The 18,326-nt window shown below is 71.5% G+C and carries 16 protein-coding genes; 8 read left to right on the forward strand and 8 right to left on the reverse strand.

The annotated features are described in order from the left end of the window. Positions 1-34 precede the first annotated feature (34 nt). Positions 35-3,421 carry an AfsR/SARP family transcriptional regulator gene (locus tag ACN20J_RS15485; RefSeq protein WP_419668885.1) on the reverse strand — a complete coding sequence of 1,129 codons (3,387 nt, stop codon included), beginning with the start codon at positions 3,419-3,421 and terminating at the stop codon, positions 35-37. A gap of 340 nt (positions 3,422-3,761) precedes the next feature. Here ACN20J_RS15485 and ACN20J_RS15490 point away from each other — a divergent pair, with 340 nt between their 5' ends. Further along, positions 3,762-4,562, forward strand: a complete 801-nt coding sequence (locus tag ACN20J_RS15490) for a site-2 protease family protein (RefSeq protein WP_189838245.1) — start codon at positions 3,762-3,764, stop codon at positions 4,560-4,562. On the opposite strand, the gene ACN20J_RS15495 is transcribed toward ACN20J_RS15490, so the two are convergent. The 3 genes from ACN20J_RS15495 to ACN20J_RS15505 form a co-directional block, all read right to left on the reverse strand. Next, positions 4,552-4,740 (reverse strand): hypothetical protein, encoded by a 189-nt coding sequence (locus tag ACN20J_RS15495; protein WP_189838244.1) that lies wholly within the window; start codon positions 4,738-4,740, stop codon positions 4,552-4,554. The two genes, ACN20J_RS15490 and ACN20J_RS15495, sit on opposite strands and share 11 nt — an antisense overlap. Positions 4,741-4,847: 107 nt before the next feature. Next, a complete protein-coding gene (gene npdG / locus ACN20J_RS15500) occupies positions 4,848-5,552 on the reverse strand; it encodes an NADPH-dependent F420 reductase (protein WP_055612268.1) in 705 nt (234 codons plus the stop codon). A 37-nt stretch (positions 5,553-5,589) separates the two neighbouring features. Beyond that, positions 5,590-6,681, reverse strand: a complete 1,092-nt coding sequence (locus ACN20J_RS15505; protein WP_189838243.1) for a sialidase family protein — start codon at positions 6,679-6,681, stop codon at positions 5,590-5,592. Between the two features lie 102 nt (positions 6,682-6,783). Here ACN20J_RS15505 and ACN20J_RS15510 point away from each other — a divergent pair, with 102 nt between their 5' ends. After that, positions 6,784-7,386, forward strand: a complete 603-nt coding sequence (locus ACN20J_RS15510) for a hypothetical protein (protein WP_189838242.1) — start codon at positions 6,784-6,786, stop codon at positions 7,384-7,386. Between the two features lie 140 nt (positions 7,387-7,526). Then, the gene (locus ACN20J_RS15515; RefSeq protein WP_190228171.1) at positions 7,527-8,855 is read left to right on the forward strand and encodes an MFS transporter; all 1,329 of its coding nucleotides are present in this window, start codon (positions 7,527-7,529) and stop codon (positions 8,853-8,855) included. A gap of 147 nt (positions 8,856-9,002) precedes the next feature. Here ACN20J_RS15515 and ACN20J_RS15520 read toward each other — a convergent pair whose 3' ends face one another. After that, positions 9,003-9,233 carry a hypothetical protein gene (locus ACN20J_RS15520; RefSeq protein ID WP_189838240.1) on the reverse strand — a complete coding sequence of 77 codons (231 nt, stop codon included), beginning with the start codon at positions 9,231-9,233 and terminating at the stop codon, positions 9,003-9,005. A 61-nt stretch (positions 9,234-9,294) separates the two neighbouring features. Here ACN20J_RS15520 and map point away from each other — a divergent pair, with 61 nt between their 5' ends. Beyond that, complete coding sequence (gene map, locus ACN20J_RS15525) at positions 9,295-10,152, forward strand: type I methionyl aminopeptidase (RefSeq protein WP_055612264.1); 858 nt, start codon at positions 9,295-9,297, stop codon at positions 10,150-10,152. 201 nt (positions 10,153-10,353) lie between these two features. Continuing rightward, positions 10,354-11,013, forward strand: a complete 660-nt coding sequence (locus tag ACN20J_RS15530; protein ID WP_189838239.1) for a heme oxygenase (biliverdin-producing) — start codon at positions 10,354-10,356, stop codon at positions 11,011-11,013. A 134-nt stretch (positions 11,014-11,147) separates the two neighbouring features. Here ACN20J_RS15530 and ACN20J_RS15535 read toward each other — a convergent pair whose 3' ends face one another. From ACN20J_RS15535 to ACN20J_RS15545, 3 genes are all read right to left on the reverse strand, one after another. Beyond that, complete coding sequence (locus tag ACN20J_RS15535; RefSeq protein WP_419666099.1) at positions 11,148-11,792, reverse strand: PhzF family phenazine biosynthesis protein; 645 nt, start codon at positions 11,790-11,792, stop codon at positions 11,148-11,150. Between the two features lie 101 nt (positions 11,793-11,893). Next, positions 11,894-13,372, reverse strand: a complete 1,479-nt coding sequence (locus ACN20J_RS15540; protein WP_419666100.1) for an HtaA domain-containing protein — start codon at positions 13,370-13,372, stop codon at positions 11,894-11,896. 64 nt (positions 13,373-13,436) lie between these two features. Then, positions 13,437-14,873, reverse strand: coding sequence for an HtaA domain-containing protein (locus ACN20J_RS15545; protein WP_419666101.1), 1,437 nt, complete (start codon positions 14,871-14,873; stop codon positions 13,437-13,439). A gap of 309 nt (positions 14,874-15,182) precedes the next feature. Between ACN20J_RS15545 and ACN20J_RS15550 the strand changes: the two genes are divergently transcribed. The 3 genes from ACN20J_RS15550 to ACN20J_RS15560 are packed head-to-tail and all read left to right on the forward strand — an operon-like array spanning position 15,183 to position 18,174. After that, on the forward strand, positions 15,183-16,190 hold the full coding sequence (locus ACN20J_RS15550) for a heme/hemin ABC transporter substrate-binding protein (protein WP_189838235.1): 1,008 nt from the start codon (positions 15,183-15,185) through the stop codon (positions 16,188-16,190). Beyond that, positions 16,187-17,344: a FecCD family ABC transporter permease gene (locus ACN20J_RS15555; RefSeq protein WP_419666102.1), complete on the forward strand. Its 1,158-nt coding sequence runs from the start codon at positions 16,187-16,189 to the stop codon at positions 17,342-17,344. Before ACN20J_RS15550 ends, ACN20J_RS15555 begins: the two co-directional genes overlap by 4 nt. Beyond that, the gene (locus ACN20J_RS15560) at positions 17,335-18,174 is read left to right on the forward strand and encodes a heme ABC transporter ATP-binding protein (RefSeq protein ID WP_419666103.1); all 840 of its coding nucleotides are present in this window, start codon (positions 17,335-17,337) and stop codon (positions 18,172-18,174) included. The genes ACN20J_RS15555 and ACN20J_RS15560 overlap by 10 nt, the downstream gene beginning before the upstream one ends. Positions 18,175-18,326: the final 152 nt, after the last annotated feature.

The following is an 18,326-nucleotide window of genomic DNA, read 5'->3' on the forward strand; positions in this document are numbered from 1 at the left end:
ACGTCCGCGATCCGCACGTACACGATCCGCGTCGTCAGGCCAGGGCGGCGGCCTCCGTAGGGGAGAGGCCGCCGCCCTCCGCGTACGCGGTCTCGTACGCCTCGTCGTCGAGGGCGGTGCGCACGGCCGTCTCGGCCTGCTCCCGCACATGGCGTTCGATCGCGGACCGGACGTGGCCGGACGGCAGCAGCCGGTCGGCGGCGCCGAGGCAGCGGGCCGCGTCCCGGACCCGTTGTCCGCCGTCGACGCCGGACAGCGCGAGGGCGGCGGTGGCCAGATGCGCCGACAGCATGTTCGGCGAGATCATGTTGCTCAGCGGATCCTGCGCCCGCTGCAGGGCACCCCGCGCCTTCGTCACCGCTGCGTCGTACAGCCCGTCCACGGCGTCCAGCCAGGCGTCCACTCCGAGCACGTACGAGTCGAAGACCACGAAGTGGACGGCGCCGAACTCCTCTCGCATCCGGTCCATCTGGGTGCGGGCCTCGGCGAGCCGGCCGGTGCGGCCGAGCCACGCCGCGAGGAAGAGCCGGGCCGCGGGCATCGCCTCGTTGCGCGCTCCGTAGCCCTGTTCCAGGACGTCCCGGAGGAGCCCCTCGCCCCGCTCGGTCTCCCCCGAGTCGATGAGCACGCTGCCGAGACGGGTGGTGAGGATGGCCGTCTGGGCGCGGGCACCGAGGCGGTCGGCGTGGGTGATGGCCGCCCGGTAGTCCGCCGCGGCGAGTTGGTACTCGCCCTTGCGTTCACGGGCCTCGCCCCGGGCGGAGAGCGCCTCGGCGGCGCCCCAGCCGTCCCCGATACGGACGAAGATCTCCAGCGACTCGTCCGCGTCACGGGTCGCGTCACCGGCCCAGTCGGCTCGGTTGGCCAGGATGTTGGCGCGCATCTGCAGGGAGCCGGCCAGCTCCCACTCGTAGCCGAGCTCCCGGCAGGTCTCGACGCTCGCGTCGATGACCGCGCGCAGCCGGTCCATGTCGCCGGTCAGCATCACGGCGTAGAACCAGAGGAAGCCGGGGTTGCGGCAGACCTGCGGGTACCCCGGCTGGTAGGTCTCGGTGATGGCCAGCAGCTTCGCCTCGGCCTCCGGGGTCTGCCAGGTGTCCAACTCCAGGTCCATACAGGCGAGATGGAGGAGGTGGACCCCGCGCCGGGCCTCGGCGAGGACCTCGGGGCGCATCGGTGGCGGAGTCTCGGTGCACCGTTCGTAGAGCGGGACGGCGAGCTGGGCGGGCGGCGCGAACGGGTCGGGGCCGAGCGCCATGATCTCGCGGGTCCAGTTGCGTGCCGCCATGCGCAGGTCGCGGATCTGCCAGTACCAGGCGAGGGAGAGGACGAGGCAGAGCGCCTCCTGCTCGTCTCGTTCGGCGACGGCGTGCTGCAGTGCGGCGCGGGTGTTCTCGCTCTCGACCTGGAGCAGTTCGATGGCCGCGCGCTGGCCGGGGCCGCGCAGCTTCGGGTCGGTGGTGCGGGCGAGTTCGCGGTAGTACGTGAGGTGGGCGCGCTCGGCGGCGCGGCGGCCGCCGGACTCGTCGAGCCGCTGCCCGGCGTACTCGGCGACGGTCTCCAGGAGCCGGTAGCGCATCTCGCCCTCGGCTTCCTCCAGGGGAGAAGGGGCCGCGACGACAAGGGACTTGTCGACGAGCGAGCCGAGCAGTTCCAGGGCGGCGGGTCCGCAGACGGCCTCGGCGGCGGCGAGGTCGCAGCCGCCGGCGAAGACGGACAGCCGCCGCAGCACGTCCCGTTCGTCCTCGTCGAGGAGGTCCCAGGACCAGTCGACGACGGCACGGAGTGTCTGCTGGCGCGGCAGGACCGTACGGCTGCCGGAGGTGAGGAGGCGGAAGCGGTTGTCGAGGCGGTCGGCGATCTGCCGCGGGGTGAGCATCCGCAGCCGGGCGGCGGCCAGTTCGATGGCCAGCGGCAGTCCGTCGAGCCGCCGGCAGATCTCGGCGGCGGCCGCCGCGGTCTCGGCGTCGGCGTCGACCCGGAAGCCGGGCCTGGCCGCGGCGCCCCGGTCGGCGAGCAGCTTCAGCGCGTAGGGCTCGGGCAGCGGTTCCACCGGCCGCAGCAACTCCCCCGGTACGCCGAGGGGTTCGCGGCTCGTGGCCAGTACGGTCAGTCCGGGGCAGCGTTCCAGGAGCTGTTCGACGAGGCGGGCCGCGGCGTCCACGACGTGTTCGCAGTTGTCGAGGACGATCAGCATGCGGCGGTTGGCACAGTGTTCGGTGAGCCGGGCGAGGGGGTCGTCGTGCCGGTCGGTGACGGCCCGCATCTCCTCGGCGCCGGCGCCGCGCAGCACGGTCTCCCGCGCTCCGACCGCGGTGAGCACGGCTTCGGGCACGGCCTCCGGGTCGTCGACGGGGGCGAGTTCGGCCAGCCACACCCCGTCCGGCACGGACGCGGCGACGCTCTCGCCGGCCTCCTGGGAGAGCCGGGTCTTGCCCGCCCCGCCCGGCCCCAGCAGGGTCACGAGCCGGGCGGATCCGAGGTCCCCGCGGATGGTCTCCAGGTCGGTGTGCCGACCGACGAAAGAGGTGAGCCGGGCGCGGAGGTTGCCGAGGGGCGGCGCGGAGCGGAGGCTGCCGGGCGGCGCGGGGCGGTCGCGGGTGCCGGACGGGGGGTTGGGCCCGGGCGTCTGCTCGTACGGGTGCTCGTACGACTGCTCGTACGACGTCGGCCGGTGTCCGTTCCTGCTCGCCTCTCCTCTCAGCAACTCCCCGTGCAGCGACCGCAGTTCGGGTCCGGGGTCGGTGCCGAGACGGTCGGCGAGGAGCCGTCGTACGGATTCGTAGCCCGCCAGCGCCTCCGCGGTACGGCCCGCGTCACGCAGGGCGCGCAGCCGCAGGACCTGGAGCGGCTCGTCCAGGGGGTGGGCGTCGCTGAGGGCGGTGAGGTCGGGGAGGTACTGCTCGGCCTGGCCGAGGGCGAGGGCCGCGGTGAGACGGGCGCGGTGGGCGTCCAGGCGGCGGGCCTCCCAGCGGGACGACTCGGCGGTGCGGTCCGGGAGGTCGGCGAGGGCGGGGCCGCGCCAGAGCGCGAGGGCGTCGTCGAGGACGACGGCCGCCTTGCCGGGGTCGCCGTCGGCGAGCGCGCGGACACCCTCCCCGGCGAGCCGCTCGAAGCGGTGCAGGTCGATGTCGTCGGCCGCCGCGCACAGCCGGTAGCCGCCCTCCGCGGAGGCGATCGCGTCCGCGCCGAGCGCCCTGCGCAGCCGGCCCACCAACGCCTGGAGCGCGCCCGTGGCGTCGGCGGGCGGGTCGGCGCCCCACACCTCGTCGACCAGCACGGCCGCGGGCACGGTCCGTCCCGGCCGCAGGGCGAGCACGGTCAACAGGGCACGCAGCCGCGCCCCGCCGACCGGGACGGGGGTGCCGTCGCCGCGGAGTGCCTGGGTGGTGCCGAGAATGCGGTAGCGCACGGGGTCCATTGTCTCCGGTGGTATCAGCACGGGTCGCGGGGTTCCTGCGGAGTGGCGCCCGGGATGTCGATCGTGACGAGGGCCCCGGTCTCCGCGGAATCCTCGGGGGTACCTTTTTCTGCCGGTTCGGACCGATTGGCCCGGGTATCGGTCGAAAACGACGACCGCTCCCCGCGTACGGGTTCACACTGCGCCTGCCTGCCCGCGTAGAACACCTGCCACGACCTCATGGGTCCACCCTCCCTGGAACTCACAGGCGATCGCGAGACGTTTTCGGCATACGCCCGGTACGGTCGGGCACGCCCCTCAGCATGAAGCCCGCTGAGCGAACCCCAGGGAGCCCGACCCCATGACCACCGCCACCACCCGCCACAGCGACCGGCGGATCAGCCCCGTCTTCCTCGGGATCGTGGCCGTCACCGCGGTGACCGGATGGGCCACCTGGACGGGCTTCGCCGAGCAGCCCGGTGTGGCCGTCTTCCTGTTCGTGACGGCGGCCTGGATCGTCTCACTCTGTCTGCACGAGTACGCGCACGCGCGCACGGCCCTGCACAGCGGCGACATCTCGATCGGCGCGAAAGGGTATTTGACCCTCAACCCCCTCAAATACACCCACGCGCTGCTGAGCATCGTGCTCCCCGTCATCTTCGTGATGATGGGCGGTATCGGTCTGCCGGGCGGCGCGGTCTGGATCGAGCGGAACCGGATCCAGGGCCGCTGGAAGCACAGCCTGATCTCGGCGGCGGGCCCGCTGACGAACGTGCTGTTCGCGGTGGTCTGCACGGCCCCGTTCTGGCTGGACGCGCTGGACGGCGTACCGGCGGACTTCCAGTTCGCGCTCGCGTTCCTCGCACTGCTCCAGGTCACGGCCGCTTTGCTGAACTTCCTGCCGGTGCCGGGCCTGGACGGCTACGGCATGATCGAGCCCTGGCTGTCGCACAACATCCGCCGCCAGGTGGAGCCCCTCGCGCCCTTCGGACTGCTCCTCGTGATCGCCATCCTGTGGATCCCGGCGGTGAACGGTGTGTTCTTCGACGTGATCGACGCGCTCCTGCGCAGCCTGAACATCGACGAGTTCCAGACGTACTGCGGGCAGAACCTCTACCGCTTCTGGACGGACACCAACCAGTTCTGCTCGGTCAACCAGTGACGGACTGCGCCTGACGGCGCGCCCGGTCCCGGCGCAGGTAGTACCAGGTCATGTTGGACGAGAGTCCCGCGAGCAGCACCCACACGATCCCCAGCCAGCTGCCCTGGACGAAGGAGACGACGGCCGCGGCGGTGGCCAGCAGGCAGACGACGAGGGCGTAGAGGGCGAGTCGGGACATGGGGTGCGGCTCCTGTCGGGTCCTGTCGTTGCTGCCGTGACCGGCGGTCCCCTCGGGGGACACTGCTGCCTCCAGTGTCCCCCACTTCCGGAGCCCGCCGTACGTGCCTACACGTCGGTCACACGCAGACCGGCGTGGGCCTTGTACCGGCGGTTCACCGAGATCAGGTTCGCGACCAGCGCCTCGACCTGGTGGGCGTTGCGCAGCCGCCCGGAGAACACCCCGCGCATACCGGGGATGCGGCCGGCCAGCGCCTGGACGATCTCGACGTCCGCGCGCTCCTCGCCGAGGACCATGACGTCGGTGTCGATCTCCTCGATCTCCGGGTCCTGGAGAAGGACCGCGGAGAGGTGGTGGAAGGCGGCCGTGACGCGCGAGTCCGGCAGCAGGGCGGCGGCCTGCTCGGCCGCGCTGCCCTCCTCGGGCTTCAGCGCGTACGCGCCCTTCTTGTCGAAGCCGAGCGGGTTGACGCAGTCGACGACGAGCTTGCCTGCCAGCTCCTCGCGCAGGGACTCCAGCGTCTTGCCGTGTCCGTCCCACGGCACGGCGACGATCACGATGTCGCTGCGGCGGGCGGTCTCGGCGTTGTCGGCGCCCTCGACCCCGTGGCCGAGTTCGTCGGCGGCGGCCTGCGCGCGCTCGGCGGCCCGCGATCCGATGATCACCTTCTGGCCGGCCCGCGCCAGCCGGTAGGCGAGGCCCTTGCCCTGCGGACCGGTGCCGCCGAGTACGCCGACGACGAGCCCGGACACGTCGGGAAGGTCCCAGGGGTCCTTCGCGGGCGCCTTCTGTGCACTGTCAGTAGAGGTCATGGGCCGACTTTACGTGCGCGGTTCGCGTCCGCGGCGGTCAGGTGAGCGCCGTCACGGGCACCCTGCGGAAGACGATGGTCTCGTACGCGCCGAAGTCGCCCGTCTCGTAGAGGAGTCCGACGGTGTCGTCGTCGACGCGGACGAGATCGGAGTACCCGGCCGGCAGTCCGTCCACGGTGTGCGCGGGCCGCCAGGTGACGCCGTCGTCGGTGCTGGCGCGGATCGTCATCAGGGCGCGGAAACCGGGGTCGGCGGGGCCGGAGTACAGCAGGACGTCCGGGTCGCGGAGCTGGAGCACGCTGCCCTCGACGACCGGGCCGGTGAGGCCGGCCTGCGGACGGAAGGGCTTGACCAGGGTCTGGCCGCCGTCCCGCGAGTAGGCGTCGGCGCGGGTGCCGGGGGCGGTGGAGTCGGTGCGGGTGTTGAAGTAGACGCGGCCGTCGGGGAGTTCGGTGGCCGTGGTCTCGTTCACGTTGATGTAGTTGTCGGTGTTGTCGTCGACGTACCCGATGCGCCAGGTCTCGCCGTCGTCGTCGCTCAGCAGACAGTGCCCGCCGTTGTACTTGCCCTCGGTGCCGGTGTCCTTGCCGGTCGGCGGGAGGGAGTGGTTGGCGGGGACGACGACCCGGCCGGTGCTCAACTGGACGGCGTGGCCCGGGGTGGTGGCGTACCACCGCCAGGTGTCCTTCTTCGTCTGCTTCGTGATCTCCTTCGGGCTCGACCAGGTGAGCCCCTCGTCGTCGCTGTGCTGGACCCAGACGCGGCGTCCGTCGGCGGCGCTCACCTTGCCGCGGCGGATGCTGTCCTCGGTGGCGAGGGCGGCGTTGCGGACGTGGACGAGCAGGACTCGGCCGGTGTCGAGGACGACCGGCGCCGGGTTCCCGGAGAGTGCGTCGCCGTTCTTGGCGGCGACCTGGAGAGGGCCCCAGGTCAGGCCGCCGTCCGTGGAGCGCTTCAGCACGATGTCGATGTTCCCGAAGTCGTCGCGGGAGCCGACCCGGCCCTCGCAGAAGGCAAGCAGGGTGCCGCTGCCGGTGCGCCCGCCGGTGGCGACGACGGCCGGGATCCGGAAGCTCGCGTAGCCCTCCTGTCCCGCCCGGAACGGCACTGATGTCTCAGTACTGGCCATGGAACCCTCCCTTACCGACTCGGACGGACACTCTGCCCACCTCGGGCGAATTCATGGTGAACTCCACCTGACGAGTGGCCGGTTGCGGCAGGATGCGTGCGCATGGATGCCGTACGGGTCGCCTTGTTGCGCGAAGTGCTCGCCGGAACCGAGTGGCCGGGTGCCACGCGGCGGTTCGCGGGAACGCTGCGGTCCTCCGTGCTGCCGCACGGGGGCGGACTGCTGCTGGTGGGGACGGCGGAGTACGAGCCGTGGCACCTGGCCGCGCACCTCGTGGACGAGGCCGCCTGGTCGGGCACGCCGGAGCTGACGCCGACGCTCGTACGGCACGGGGCGCGGCCCGGGGACCCGGCCCATCTGGCCGTCGGACTCGGCCGGATCGAGGCGGCCAGGCGGGGCGAGACACTCCTGGTCGTGGCGCCGGACGCCCCCGGTGCCCCGCTCCTGGAACGGGTCCACGACGCCCGCCGCGCCGGGGCGACCGTCCTGGCGCTGGACTGCGGCGACCGCGACCTGCACGCGATGGCGCACGAGGCGCTCGCGGTTCCGTCGGAGCCGGACCTCGACCTGGACACCGTGCAGCACCTGGTGAGCGCGGCGGCCGGGGAGAACTCGCTGCCCTCGCCACGGGGCCGACGACGGCTGCGGGACCGGCTCTCGCGACTGGCGGACCAGCTGACGTCTCCGCCACCGGCACGCTGGTGACGTACGCGCTGGTGTCGACATCTCGGTGACGTACTCGCCGGTGTCGACGCGCTGGTGATGTACCCGCGGGCGGGCCGACGGTCCCCCGTGGTCGGAAAAGCGGTTGTCCTCGTCGGGGGCGCGCCGGACCATGGCACCTCGTGACGGAACCCGATTGCGACGCCCCCGAATCCGCCCCTGGACGGGCCCCCTCGCGCCTGCGCGCCCTGCTGCCCGATCTGGCGCCGTGGCGGACCTCCGCCGACTTCCGGCGGCTGTGGGTGGCCGGGCTCGTCACCAACTTCGGCAGCTTCCTGACCTTCGTCGCGCTGCCGGTGCAGATGAAGGACCTGACCGGTTCCGTGGTGGCCGTCGGCGCGATCGGCGCGGTGGAACTCGTCCCGCTGATCGTGTTCGGGCTCTACGGCGGGGCGCTCGCCGATGCCCTGGACAAGCGAAAGCTGATCCTCTGGACGGAGGTCGGGCAGGGGCTGCTGAGTGCCGTGCTCCTGGTCAACGCGCTGCTGCCGGATCCCCTGGTGTGGCCGTTGTACGCCGTCGCCGCGCTCTCCTCCTCGCTCGTCGCCGTCCAGCGGCCCGCCCTGGACGCGCTCACGCCGCGCATCGTGCGGCACGAACACCTGCCCGCGGCAGCCGCGCTCAACTCGTTGCGGTGGACGGTCGGCGGGGTCGCGGGTCCGGCGGTCGCGGGGCTCGTCGTGGCGTATGCCGGGCTCGGCTGGGCCTATGCCGCGGACCTGGCGACCTTCGTGGTGTCGGTCGCGCTCGCCGTGGGCCTCGCCCCGTCGCCCGCCTCCCACGAGGCCGCGAAGCCGTCACTGCGGTCGATCCTGGAGGGGGCTCGGTATGCGTGGAGCCGCAAGGAACTGCTGGGGACGTACGCCATCGACCTGGCCGCCATGTTCTTCGCGTTCCCGCTGGCCGTGCTGCCCTTCCTCGCGGACGAGCTGAACGCCGAGTGGTCGCTGGGCCTGATGTACGCGGCCCTGCCCGCCGGGGCGCTGCTGGTGAGCCTGACGAGCGGGTGGACGTCCCGGGTGCATCGGCACGGGCGGATGGTGGTGCTGGCGGCGGCGTTCTGGGGGCTCGCGATGGTGGCCGCCGGAGTCGTTCACGATGTGTGGCTGGTCCTGCTGTTCCTCGCGCTGGGCGGGTGTTTCGACATGGTCAGCGGGATCTTCCGCGCGGCGATGTGGAACCAGACGATCCCCGACGAGCTGCGGGGACGGCTGGCGGGCATCGAGCTGCTGTCCTACTCGGTGGGCCCCCAGCTGGGCCAGGTACGGGCCGGCGGCATGGCCGCGTGGATCGGTGTCCGGGGGTCCGTCTGGGCCGGGGGCGTGCTGTGCGTGGCCGCGGTGGGGGCACTCGCGGTGTGCCTCCCGAAGCTCATGACGTACGACGTCCGAACGAACGAGCACGCGGTACGGATGAAGGAGACGCGGGGGAAGGTTGCGGCCGGGTCTTAGGTGCGGGTCGGTCGGGGCTGGCCGCGCCCACGCGGCGGAGCCGCAAATCGACACAGCCCCGCGCCCCTAAGAACCTAGGGGCGCGGGGAACTGCGCAGCCAGCCCCGACCGACCCGCACCTACATGACGACCCCTCCGGCGGAGCCGTCAGTCGTCGTCCGGGCCCCGCGCAGCGGAGTCGTGCCAGCGGGGGTCGTTCTCCCACTCAAGGTTCCGCTCCCGAGCGATCTCCATCGCGTGCTCGGCCTCGCCGCGGGTCGCGTACGGACCGAAGCGGTCCTTGCCCGGGCAGTCGGGGCCCTCTTCGACCTTCTTGTGCTCCAGGCAGTAGTACCACTCGCCCGGCTTCCCGACGGTCCGCTTCTTGAACAGGGCCATGGCTTGGGCTCCTTTCGCCAGGGACATCGTCCCCCACCACCCGCTGGTTAGACTCGCTGGCATGTCTGGCCAGTCGCTGCTCGTACCAGGGGAGCTTTCTCCCACCCGTCCCGTGCCGGGAAACATCAGGCGTCCCGAGTACGTGGGCAAGCCCGCCCCCACGCCGTACACCGGAGGGGAGGTCCAGACCCCGGAGACGGTCGAGGCGATGCGTGTCGCGGGGCGGATCGCCGCCCGGGCGATGGCCGAGGCCGCGAAGCTCATCGCGCCCGGCGTCACCACGGACGAGCTGGACCGGGTCGCCCACGACTACATGTGCGACCACGGCGCCTACCCGTCCACACTCGGCTACCGGGGCTTCCCGAAGTCGCTGTGCACCTCCGTGAACGAGGTCATCTGTCACGGCATCCCGGACTCCACGGTCCTGCGGGACGGCGACATCATCAACCTCGACGTGACCGCGTACATCGGCGGTGTGCATGGCGACAACAACGCCACGTACCTCGTCGGCGACGTGGACGAGGAGTCGCGGCTGCTCGTCGAGCGGACCCGTGAGTCCCTCGACCGTGCCATCAAGGCCGTCAAGCCCGGCCGGCAGATCAACATCATCGGCCGGGTCATCGAGTCGTACGCGAAGCGCTTCGGGTACGGGGTCGTGCGGGACTTCACCGGGCACGGCATCAACTCGTCGTTCCACTCGGGGCTGATCATCCCGCACTACGACAGCCCGCACGCGACGACCCTGATCCAGCCGGGGATGACGTTCACGATCGAGCCGATGCTGACGCTTGGCACGCACGAGTACGACATGTGGGACGACGGGTGGACCGTCGTGACGAAGGACCGGAGGCGGACCGCTCAGTTCGAGCACACCCTGGTCGTCACCGACAGCGGGGCCGAGGTGCTGACCCTGCCGTAACCGCCCTTTTCCGTATCAAGTTCCACACCGAGTTCCGCACCAAGCCGCCCGCTCGAACAGAGGGGCGGCTTTTCTATGTGGATCGGGTGCGGATCCGGGGTACGGTTTTACCGACAGGACGTCGGGAACCTGTTGACTTAGGTAAGCCTAACCATACAAGATGGGCCCGGCTCTCGTCCCCCTTCGGCCCCGGAGGTCTTCATGAACTCGTCGAGCACACCGTTCTCGACGCTCATCCGCACCGCGTCGCACGAGCAGCACGGGCAGGCGCACGACTCGTCGTTCATGAGCGAGCTGCTGGGCGGCAGGCTGGGCGTGGACGCGTACACGCGGTACACCGAGCAGCTGTGGTTCGTCTACCGGGCACTGGAGGAAGGCGGGCGCGAGCTGGTCGGCGACCCCGTGGCGGGGCCGTTCCTGCGCCCCGAGCTGGTGCGGGTGGCCGCGCTGGAGCGGGACCTCGCGCATCTGCGGGGCCCGGACTGGCGCGAGAGCGTCACGGCGCTGCCCGCGACCGAGGAGTACACGGCGCGGATCACCGAGTGCGCGCGTACGTGGCCCGGTGGGTACGTGGCGCATCACTACACCCGCTACCTCGGCGACCTCTCCGGTGGCCAGGTCCTGCGGAGCAAGGCGGAGCAGACGTGGGGCTTCGCTCGCAAGGGGGACGGGGTGCGGTTCTATGTGTTCGAGGACATCGGGAACCCTGCCGCGTTCAAGCGGGGGTATCGCGAGCTGCTCGACGGTGTGCTGGCGGATGATCTGGAGAAGCAGCGGATCATTGCTGAGTGCAAGCGGGCGTTCGCGCTTAATATCGCGGTCTTTGTTGCTTTGGGGGAAGAGTTCCGCGTCAGTGCGTGAACGCTCCGCTTTTGGGGTGGGTTTCGGGTGCGGGTAAGTCGGGGCTGGCCGCGCAGTTCCCCGCGCCCCTAAAAGCGACTGGGCGGCCCGCGTGGGAAAGCGCGGCCGCCTCTCGCCGAAGAACTCAGCCCCTCTCAGCGTTCCAAGAACACTCTGCCGCCCAACTCCACCCAACCCTCCGGCTGTGGTGCTGTGAGGAGTTGGGAGCCCGTGCCCTGGACGATGTTCAGGGCACGGCCCAGTTGGGCTGTCAGTTGGAGGGCCGCGGCGCCGGTGGCCTCGTCCTCGTGTATGCCGTCGCCGCGGCCGGGGAAGCCTCGGGCGCGGATGCGGCCGGCCGCCTCGTCCTCCCAGGCCCAGGCGTAGGTCCACTCGCCGGGCGGAGGCACTTCGAGGGCGTCCACCTCGGCCGCCGTGCCGTACCGGCGGAGTGTGCGCGGCTCCGGCCACTCCGGGCGGGCCTCGATCCAGCTGAACTCGCCGTCGAGGCGGGTGCCCACCACGCCCGCGGGCGTGACGAGTTCGGGTACGTCCAGCAGCCAGGCCGCGCCGACACACGGGTATCCGGCGAAGGGCAGCCGCACGCTGGGTGTGTAGATGTCGATGACCCCGCGCTCGGGGTCGTCCACGAACACCGTCTCGCTGAACCCGAGTTTGGCCGCGAACGCCTGCCGCTCGTCCCGCTCCGGCAGTACGGAACCGTCCCGTACGACCCCGAGTTCGTTGCCGTACTCACCGCGCGGTCCGCAGAAGACCCGCAGCACGTCGTAATCAGTCACGCGGGCATTCAAGCACTACAGGAGTGGTGTGTACGCATCCGGCCGCCGACCCCCGATGGCAGGGGCGGCGGCCGGTTGCCGGCGGTTCGGTCAGGCCTCGGTCAGGCCTGGGTGGCGTCCGTCGCACGGCGGCGGCGTACCGCGAACACCACGCCCACGCCGGCCGCGACGGTCGCCGCGGCTGCGGCGCCCAGGGCGCCGACCGGGACGTCGGAGCCGGTGGAGGCGAGGCCGCCCGTCACACCGCCCGTGGTGGAGCCGGTCGTGCCCGCGCCGCCGGTCGTGCCACCGGTGGTTCCGCCGGTCGTGCCGCCCGTCCCGCCGTTGGACGACGTCGGGTCGGGGTCCGGGAGTTCGGCGTCGTCGGACAGGGCCACGGAGAGGTCGACCGGGTCGAGTTCGGCGCCGGCCTGGTAGAAGCCGCCGAAGGCCTCCGCGCCTGCCTTGGTGAGGGTCGTGGTGACGTCGTCGAGGGTGATGACGTCGTTCTTGGCCGTCAGGTCGGCGGACTTGGGCTTGAGCTCGGCGAGGGTCACGTCGGCGGACTTCTCGCCGAGGCTCTCGACGTCCGCGGTCAGCTTGCCGGAGCCGCCGTCGACCTCCGCCTTGAGGTCGCTGAGGGTGAGGTCGAGGCCGTAAGTGCCGTTCGTCTCATGGCCCTTGAAGTTGACCGAGCCCTTGAAGGAGGCCTTGAGGGTGTCCTCGTCCGTGTCGTAGGTGCCGGTGGCGTCGGGGAAGGTGAAGATCCCGTTGCCGGACGCCTGCGAGGCACCGCCGGACACAGTGATCTTGCCCTTGGCGACGCCGTCCACCACGTACGTACGGAAGGACTGCTTGACACCCCAGCCGAGGGTGCCGTCGGTGATGTCGCCCTTGGTGGCGGCCTCGGTGGGCGAGGGCGTCGGGCTCGTGGTCTGCGACGGAGTGGTGGACGGGGTACCCGAGGGGGTGGTGGACGGCGTCGTGGACGGGGTGGGCGAGGGGGTCGTGGAGCCCGTGGGTGTCGGGGTCGGCGACTCGGTCTTCTTCTCCACCACCGTCAGGGGGTCGCCGGCCGCGCCGGTGTAGCTCGCGCTGCCGAAGACGTCGCCCGCCTCCTTCGTCAGCTTGGTCGCCATGTCCGTCATCGTGCGGGTGACGGTGACCTCGGCGAGCGGCACGTCCTGCTGGGTCGTGCCGCTCTTCGTCACGTCCGCGGTGACTCTCGCGGCCTTGCTGTCGAACTTCACGTCGGACAGGGCCAGTTCGAAGCCGTGCAGCTTGGAGACGATCTTCAGACTGCCCTCGAAGCCGAGCGCCACGGTGTGGGCCTCGGAGTCGTAGGTCCCGGTGCCGTTGACGAAGGTGAACGCGCCGTTCTCCTTGGCCTGCGTGGCGCCGCCCTCGGGCGTGAAGCTGCCGGCCGCCATCCCGGTCACGTACGTGCGGTACGACTGCTTGATGCCCCAGGTGAACTCGTAGCCCTTGAGCGGTACTTCGGCGGCGGACGCGGACGTCGCGGCGAGCGCGGTGGCGCCGAGCGTGACGGCGGTCGCGCAGGCTGCGGCAAGGGCTATGGGGCGGCGACGGTTGGCGGCCATGGTCGTGGTTCTCCTCGGTTCAGTGTGTGGGCGTCCGCTCAACTTGCGGACGGCGCTGGGAAGTTCAGTTCGCTTCGGGGGCGTCCGCGGCCGGTTGGGCACGACGCCTGCGGATGATCACGAAGGCCGCGGCCACCGCGATCAGGGAGGCTGCCGCGAGGCCGATGGGCAGGACGGGTACGTCCGAATCGCTCGCGGTGGCCTCGGTCCTGGGCTCGGCCGTCTTCTGCTCGGCCGCCGCGGCTTCCGGGGTGGCCGACTCCGCGCTGCCCAGGTCGGGCAGGGCGGGCAGTTCGGCGCTGTCGGTCAGGGCGACGGCCAGGGAGACCGGGTCCATCTCCGTGCCCGCCTTGTACATCCCGCCGAAGGCCTTGGCGCCGTCGGCGGTGAGCTTCGTGGGCGCCTCGGTCACCTGAGCGAGGCCGCCCTTCGGCTTGAAGTCCTTGGCCGTGAAGGTGACCAGGGGGACCTTCTTCTCCGCGCCGGCCGTACTGCCCGCACCGCCCGCGCTGGTGACGTCGGCGTAGAGCGTGCCCTTTCCGTCGTCCGTGACCTTGGCCCGGAGCGCGCCGAGCTTCAGGTCGAGGCCCTGCTCGCCGGTGAAGCGGACGGCTCCGGCGAAGGCCGCGTCGAGGGTCTGCTTCTTCTCGTCGTACGTGCCCGAGCCCTCGGGGAAGCGGAAGAGCGCGCCGCCGTCCTCGGCTCCGTCGGTGAGCTTCCACTCGCCCTTGGCGATGGACCCGGTGACGTACTCGCGGAAGGTCCGGCGCACGCCCCAGTCGACGGCGCCGTTCTCGATCCGGCCCGAAGTCTCCTTCTTCGCCTTGGACTTGGACGGGGAGGGGGACGGCGTGCGGGACGGCTCGGCGGCTGCCGCGGCCTTGACGTCCGCCGAGAGGCTGACCGGGTCGAGGGCGGTGCCGGCCGTGTAGTACCCGGCGAAGGACTTGGCGCCCTGGGCGGTCAGGGTGGCGGGCAGGTTGTTCAACTGGACCGCGTTGCCGCCGCCCTTCATGTTGATGCCGCCCAGGGAGAGGGAGGCGAAGGGCACCTGCGAGGACGTCGTGACCGTCCCGGTGCCCTTCGCCTTGCTGATGACGTCGACGTAGAGGGTGCCGCCGTTGCCGGAGAGGCGGACGGTGGGGCGGCTGATCGTCAGGTCGAGCTGATACGTGCCGTCGTCCTTCTTGTGCCCGAGGAAGTGGACACCGCCGGAGAAGCCGGCGTTGAAGGCACCCGAGGCACCGTCGTACGTACCGGTCGCCGAGTGGAAGCGGAACTGGCTGCCGCCGACCGTGGCGGCGCCGCCGGTGAGGGAGAAACTGCCGTTCGCTATCGGGCCGGTGACGTAGCTCTGGAAGGACGATTTGATGCCCCAGTCCAGACGGCCGCCCTGCACGGTACGGCCGGCCGCCTGGGCCTGACCGGCCGGGAGCAGTGCCACGAGTACTGCTGCGCAGAGCAGGGTCACGTAGATGCGCAGGGGCGGGCGCGAGGGCATGGAGGTCCTCCGGGAAGGGCGGGATCTGGCCGGATCCGGGGCGGTTCTGGCGAGAAAGGTAAGGCTAACCTAAGCTAAGTCTTCCGGTGCGGGAAGCACCGGATGAGACAGAAGAGGGGGACTGCGGGTCGTTTGTCGGCCCGACGGTCCGCTGTGGCTGGTCGCTCCCCCACTCTCGGCTTCGCTCGAGCGGGGGGACCCCCATCGCGGCGGAGCCGCATATCGATACAGCCCCGCGCCCCTGTCGGGGCGCAGCCCCTCCGAAGGGTGCCCGTGCCCGATCGGCGAACCGAGAGGAACTACGCGACCGTGCGACGCCTGCGTACACGAGTGGCCGGGGTACTGCTTGCGGTGCTCGCGCTGACGGTGACCACAGCCTGCTCCTCCGAGGACGGTGCGGCCGGGAGCGAGCCGGCCGCCAAGGCCGAGGCGGCCGCCGATCGGGTCGAGCCGCTGGCCGACACCCCGGTGCCCCAACTCCCGGTCACCGTGCGCTCGTCCGACGGCAGGAAAGTGACCGTCAGGGACGCCCAGCGGATCGTTCCGCTGTCCGGGAGTCTCAGCGAGATCGTCTTCACGCTGGGGCTCGGGGACCGGGTCGTCGCCCGTGACATCACCGCCACCTTCGCGCAGGCGGAGAAGCTGCCGGTGGTCACCCGCAACCACGACGTCTCCGCGGAGAGCGTCCTGTCCCTCAAGCCCGACCTGGTGCTCGCCGAGACGACCACCGGGCCCGACGAGGCTATGGACCAGATCCGCGACGCGGGCGTCCCCGTGCTCGTCGTCGACCCGGCGAAGGGCCTCGACGACGTGGGCCCGCGGATCGGAACCGTGGCCCGCGCCCTCGGCGTACCGGCCGCGGGCGAGGAGCTCACGAAGCGCTCCGAGGACCGGATCGCCGCCGTGCGCAAGGACATTCCGAAGAAGACCGACAAGCCGCGCGTCGCCTTCCTCTACCTCCGCGGCACCGCCTCCGTCTATCTGATCGGCGGCAAGGACTCGGGGGCCACCTCGCTGCTCGAAGCGGCGGGAGCGGTGGACGGCGGCGCCGAGTCGGGTCTGGAGAAGGACTTCACCACGATCACCACGGAGGCCCTCGCCAAGGCCGCCCCCGACGCGATCCTCGTCATGTCCAAGGGCCTCGAATCCGTCGGCGGCATCGACGGTCTCGTCAAGATCCCCGGCGTCGCCCAGACCCCCGCCGGAATGGAGCGCCGGGTCGTCTCGATCGAGGACGGCGTCCTCCTCAACTACGGCCCCCGCACGGACGAGGTCCTGAAGTCCCTGGTCGACCAGTTGTACGGGGACACCAAGTGACCGTGACCGACAAGGGCGCGGCCTCCGAATCCGGAACAGAGGCCGAGACTGCGGAGGCTGGGACAACGAACACGGCGCCGGAGGCCTCGCCGACCCCCGACAGACCCGGCAGACCCACCGGACCCCGCCGCGGCACCCCCTGGCTGCTCACCGTCGGTCTGGCCGTCCTCGTCGGCCTCCTCACCCTGGCCTCCGCCGGGCTCGGCGCGTACGAGATATCGCCGGGTGACGTCCTGTCGTCCATCGCGCACCGGGCCGGAGTCGGCGGCAGCGAACTCGCCCGGGTCCCCGAGTCCGTGCTCTGGAACGTGCGCTTCCCGCGGATCGTGCTCGCGCTGCTCGTCGGTGCCTCGCTGGGGTGTGCGGGCGCGCTGATGCAGGGCGTGTTCGGCAATCCGCTGGCCGAACCGAGCGTCATCGGCGTCTCGTTGGGCGCGGCGGTCGGCGCGGTCGCCGCGATCTCGCTCGGCCTGAACTTCCTCGGCAACTGGACCCTCCCCGCCTTCGCCTTCGTGGCGGGCCTCGGCACGGCCCTGCTGGTGTACTCGATGTCCCGCTCGGGCGGCCGTACGGAGGTCGTGACGCTGATCCTCACCGGTATCGCGGTGAACGCCTTCGCGGGCGCGCTGATCGGCCTGTTCGTCTTCCTCGCCGACACCGCCGCGGTGAACCAGATCACCTTCTGGCAGCTCGGCTCGCTCTCCCAGGCCACCTGGCCGAAGGTGCTCGCGGTACTGCCGTGCGCGGCGCTCGGCCTGGTCGTCGCGCCCTTCTACGCAAGGAAGTTGGACCTGCTGTCCCTCGGCGAGCGGCCCGCCCGGCATCTGGGCGTGGACGTCGAGCGGCTGCGTGTCGTGCTGATCCTGGTCGTCGCGCTGCTGACGGCCGCGGCCGTGAGCGTCTCCGGTGTCATCGGCTTCGTCGGGCTCGTCATCCCGCATCTGTTGCGCATGGCGGCCGGTCCCGGCCACCGTTTCCTCATCCCCGGCAGCGCGCTCGGCGGTGCGGTGGTCCTGCTCGCGGGGGACCTCGCGGCCCGTACCGTCGTGGAGCCCGCCGAACTGCCGCTCGGGGTGCTCACCGCGCTCTTCGGCAGCCCGTTCTTCTTCTGGCTGCTGCGCAGGACCCGTCGCAGGCAAGGAGGTTGGGCGTGAAGCTGCTCGGACTGATCGGTACGCGGCCCGCGCCGCCCGGCCCCGTGCACCCCGGCGACGTACTCGCCGAGACCGAGGCCCTGCACGTCCGGCTCGGTGGCCGGGAGGTGCTGTCCGGCGTGGACGTCACCGCCCGCGCGGGCGAGGTGCTGGCCCTGGTCGGGCCCAACGGGGCGGGAAAGTCCACCCTGTTGGGCGCACTCGCCGCCGATCTCCCGGCCGCCGCAGGAGTCGTACGCATCCACGGTCGCCCCGCGTCCGACTGGTCGGCGCAGGAACTGGCCCTGCGCCGGGCGGTGCTCCCCCAGTCCGCCGCGCTCTCCTTCCCGTTCGCGGTCGAGGAGGTCGTCCGGATGGGCCGGGCGCCCTGGGCCGGACGGCCGGAGGAGGGCGAGGACGAGGCGGCGGTGGCCTCGGCCATGGCGGCGACCGAGGTCTCGGACTTCGCGGGCCGGTCCTTCTCGGCGCTCAGCGGTGGTGAGCGGGCCCGGGTGGCGCTCGCCCGGGTGCTCGCCCAGCGCACCCGGTTGCTGCTGCTCGACGAACCGACCGCCGCCCTGGACCTGCGCCACCAGGAACTGGTGCTCCGGGTCTGCCGCGCAAGGGCGCACGCCGGGGACGCGGTGGTCGTGGTGTTGCACGATCTGGGGCTCGCGGCGGCCTACGCGCACCGGGTCGTGATCCTGCGCGCCGGGCGTGCGGTGGCCGACGGACGACCGGCCGAGGTCTTCACCGACCGACTACTTTCGGACGTCTACCAACAGCCGGTCGAGGTCTTCCCGCATCCACGCACCGGCGAGGTCCTGGTGGCCCCGGTGAGGGGTTCTTGACCGGTCTTTGACCGTTTCGTGGGGGACGGATTGAGCCACCGTGATCAGGCCGTGCCCCTGCATCCCCAATGAGAGCTGAATCACTGGACGGGCAGCTTTCGGTCAGGTAAGCCTCAGATAAGTTAGGGCAGCCTCACTCTGAACCTATGCCT

The organism is Streptomyces sp. 2-1, assembly GCF_048564895.1.
Taxonomy (GTDB): domain Bacteria; phylum Actinomycetota; class Actinomycetes; order Streptomycetales; family Streptomycetaceae; genus Streptomyces; species Streptomyces phaeochromogenes.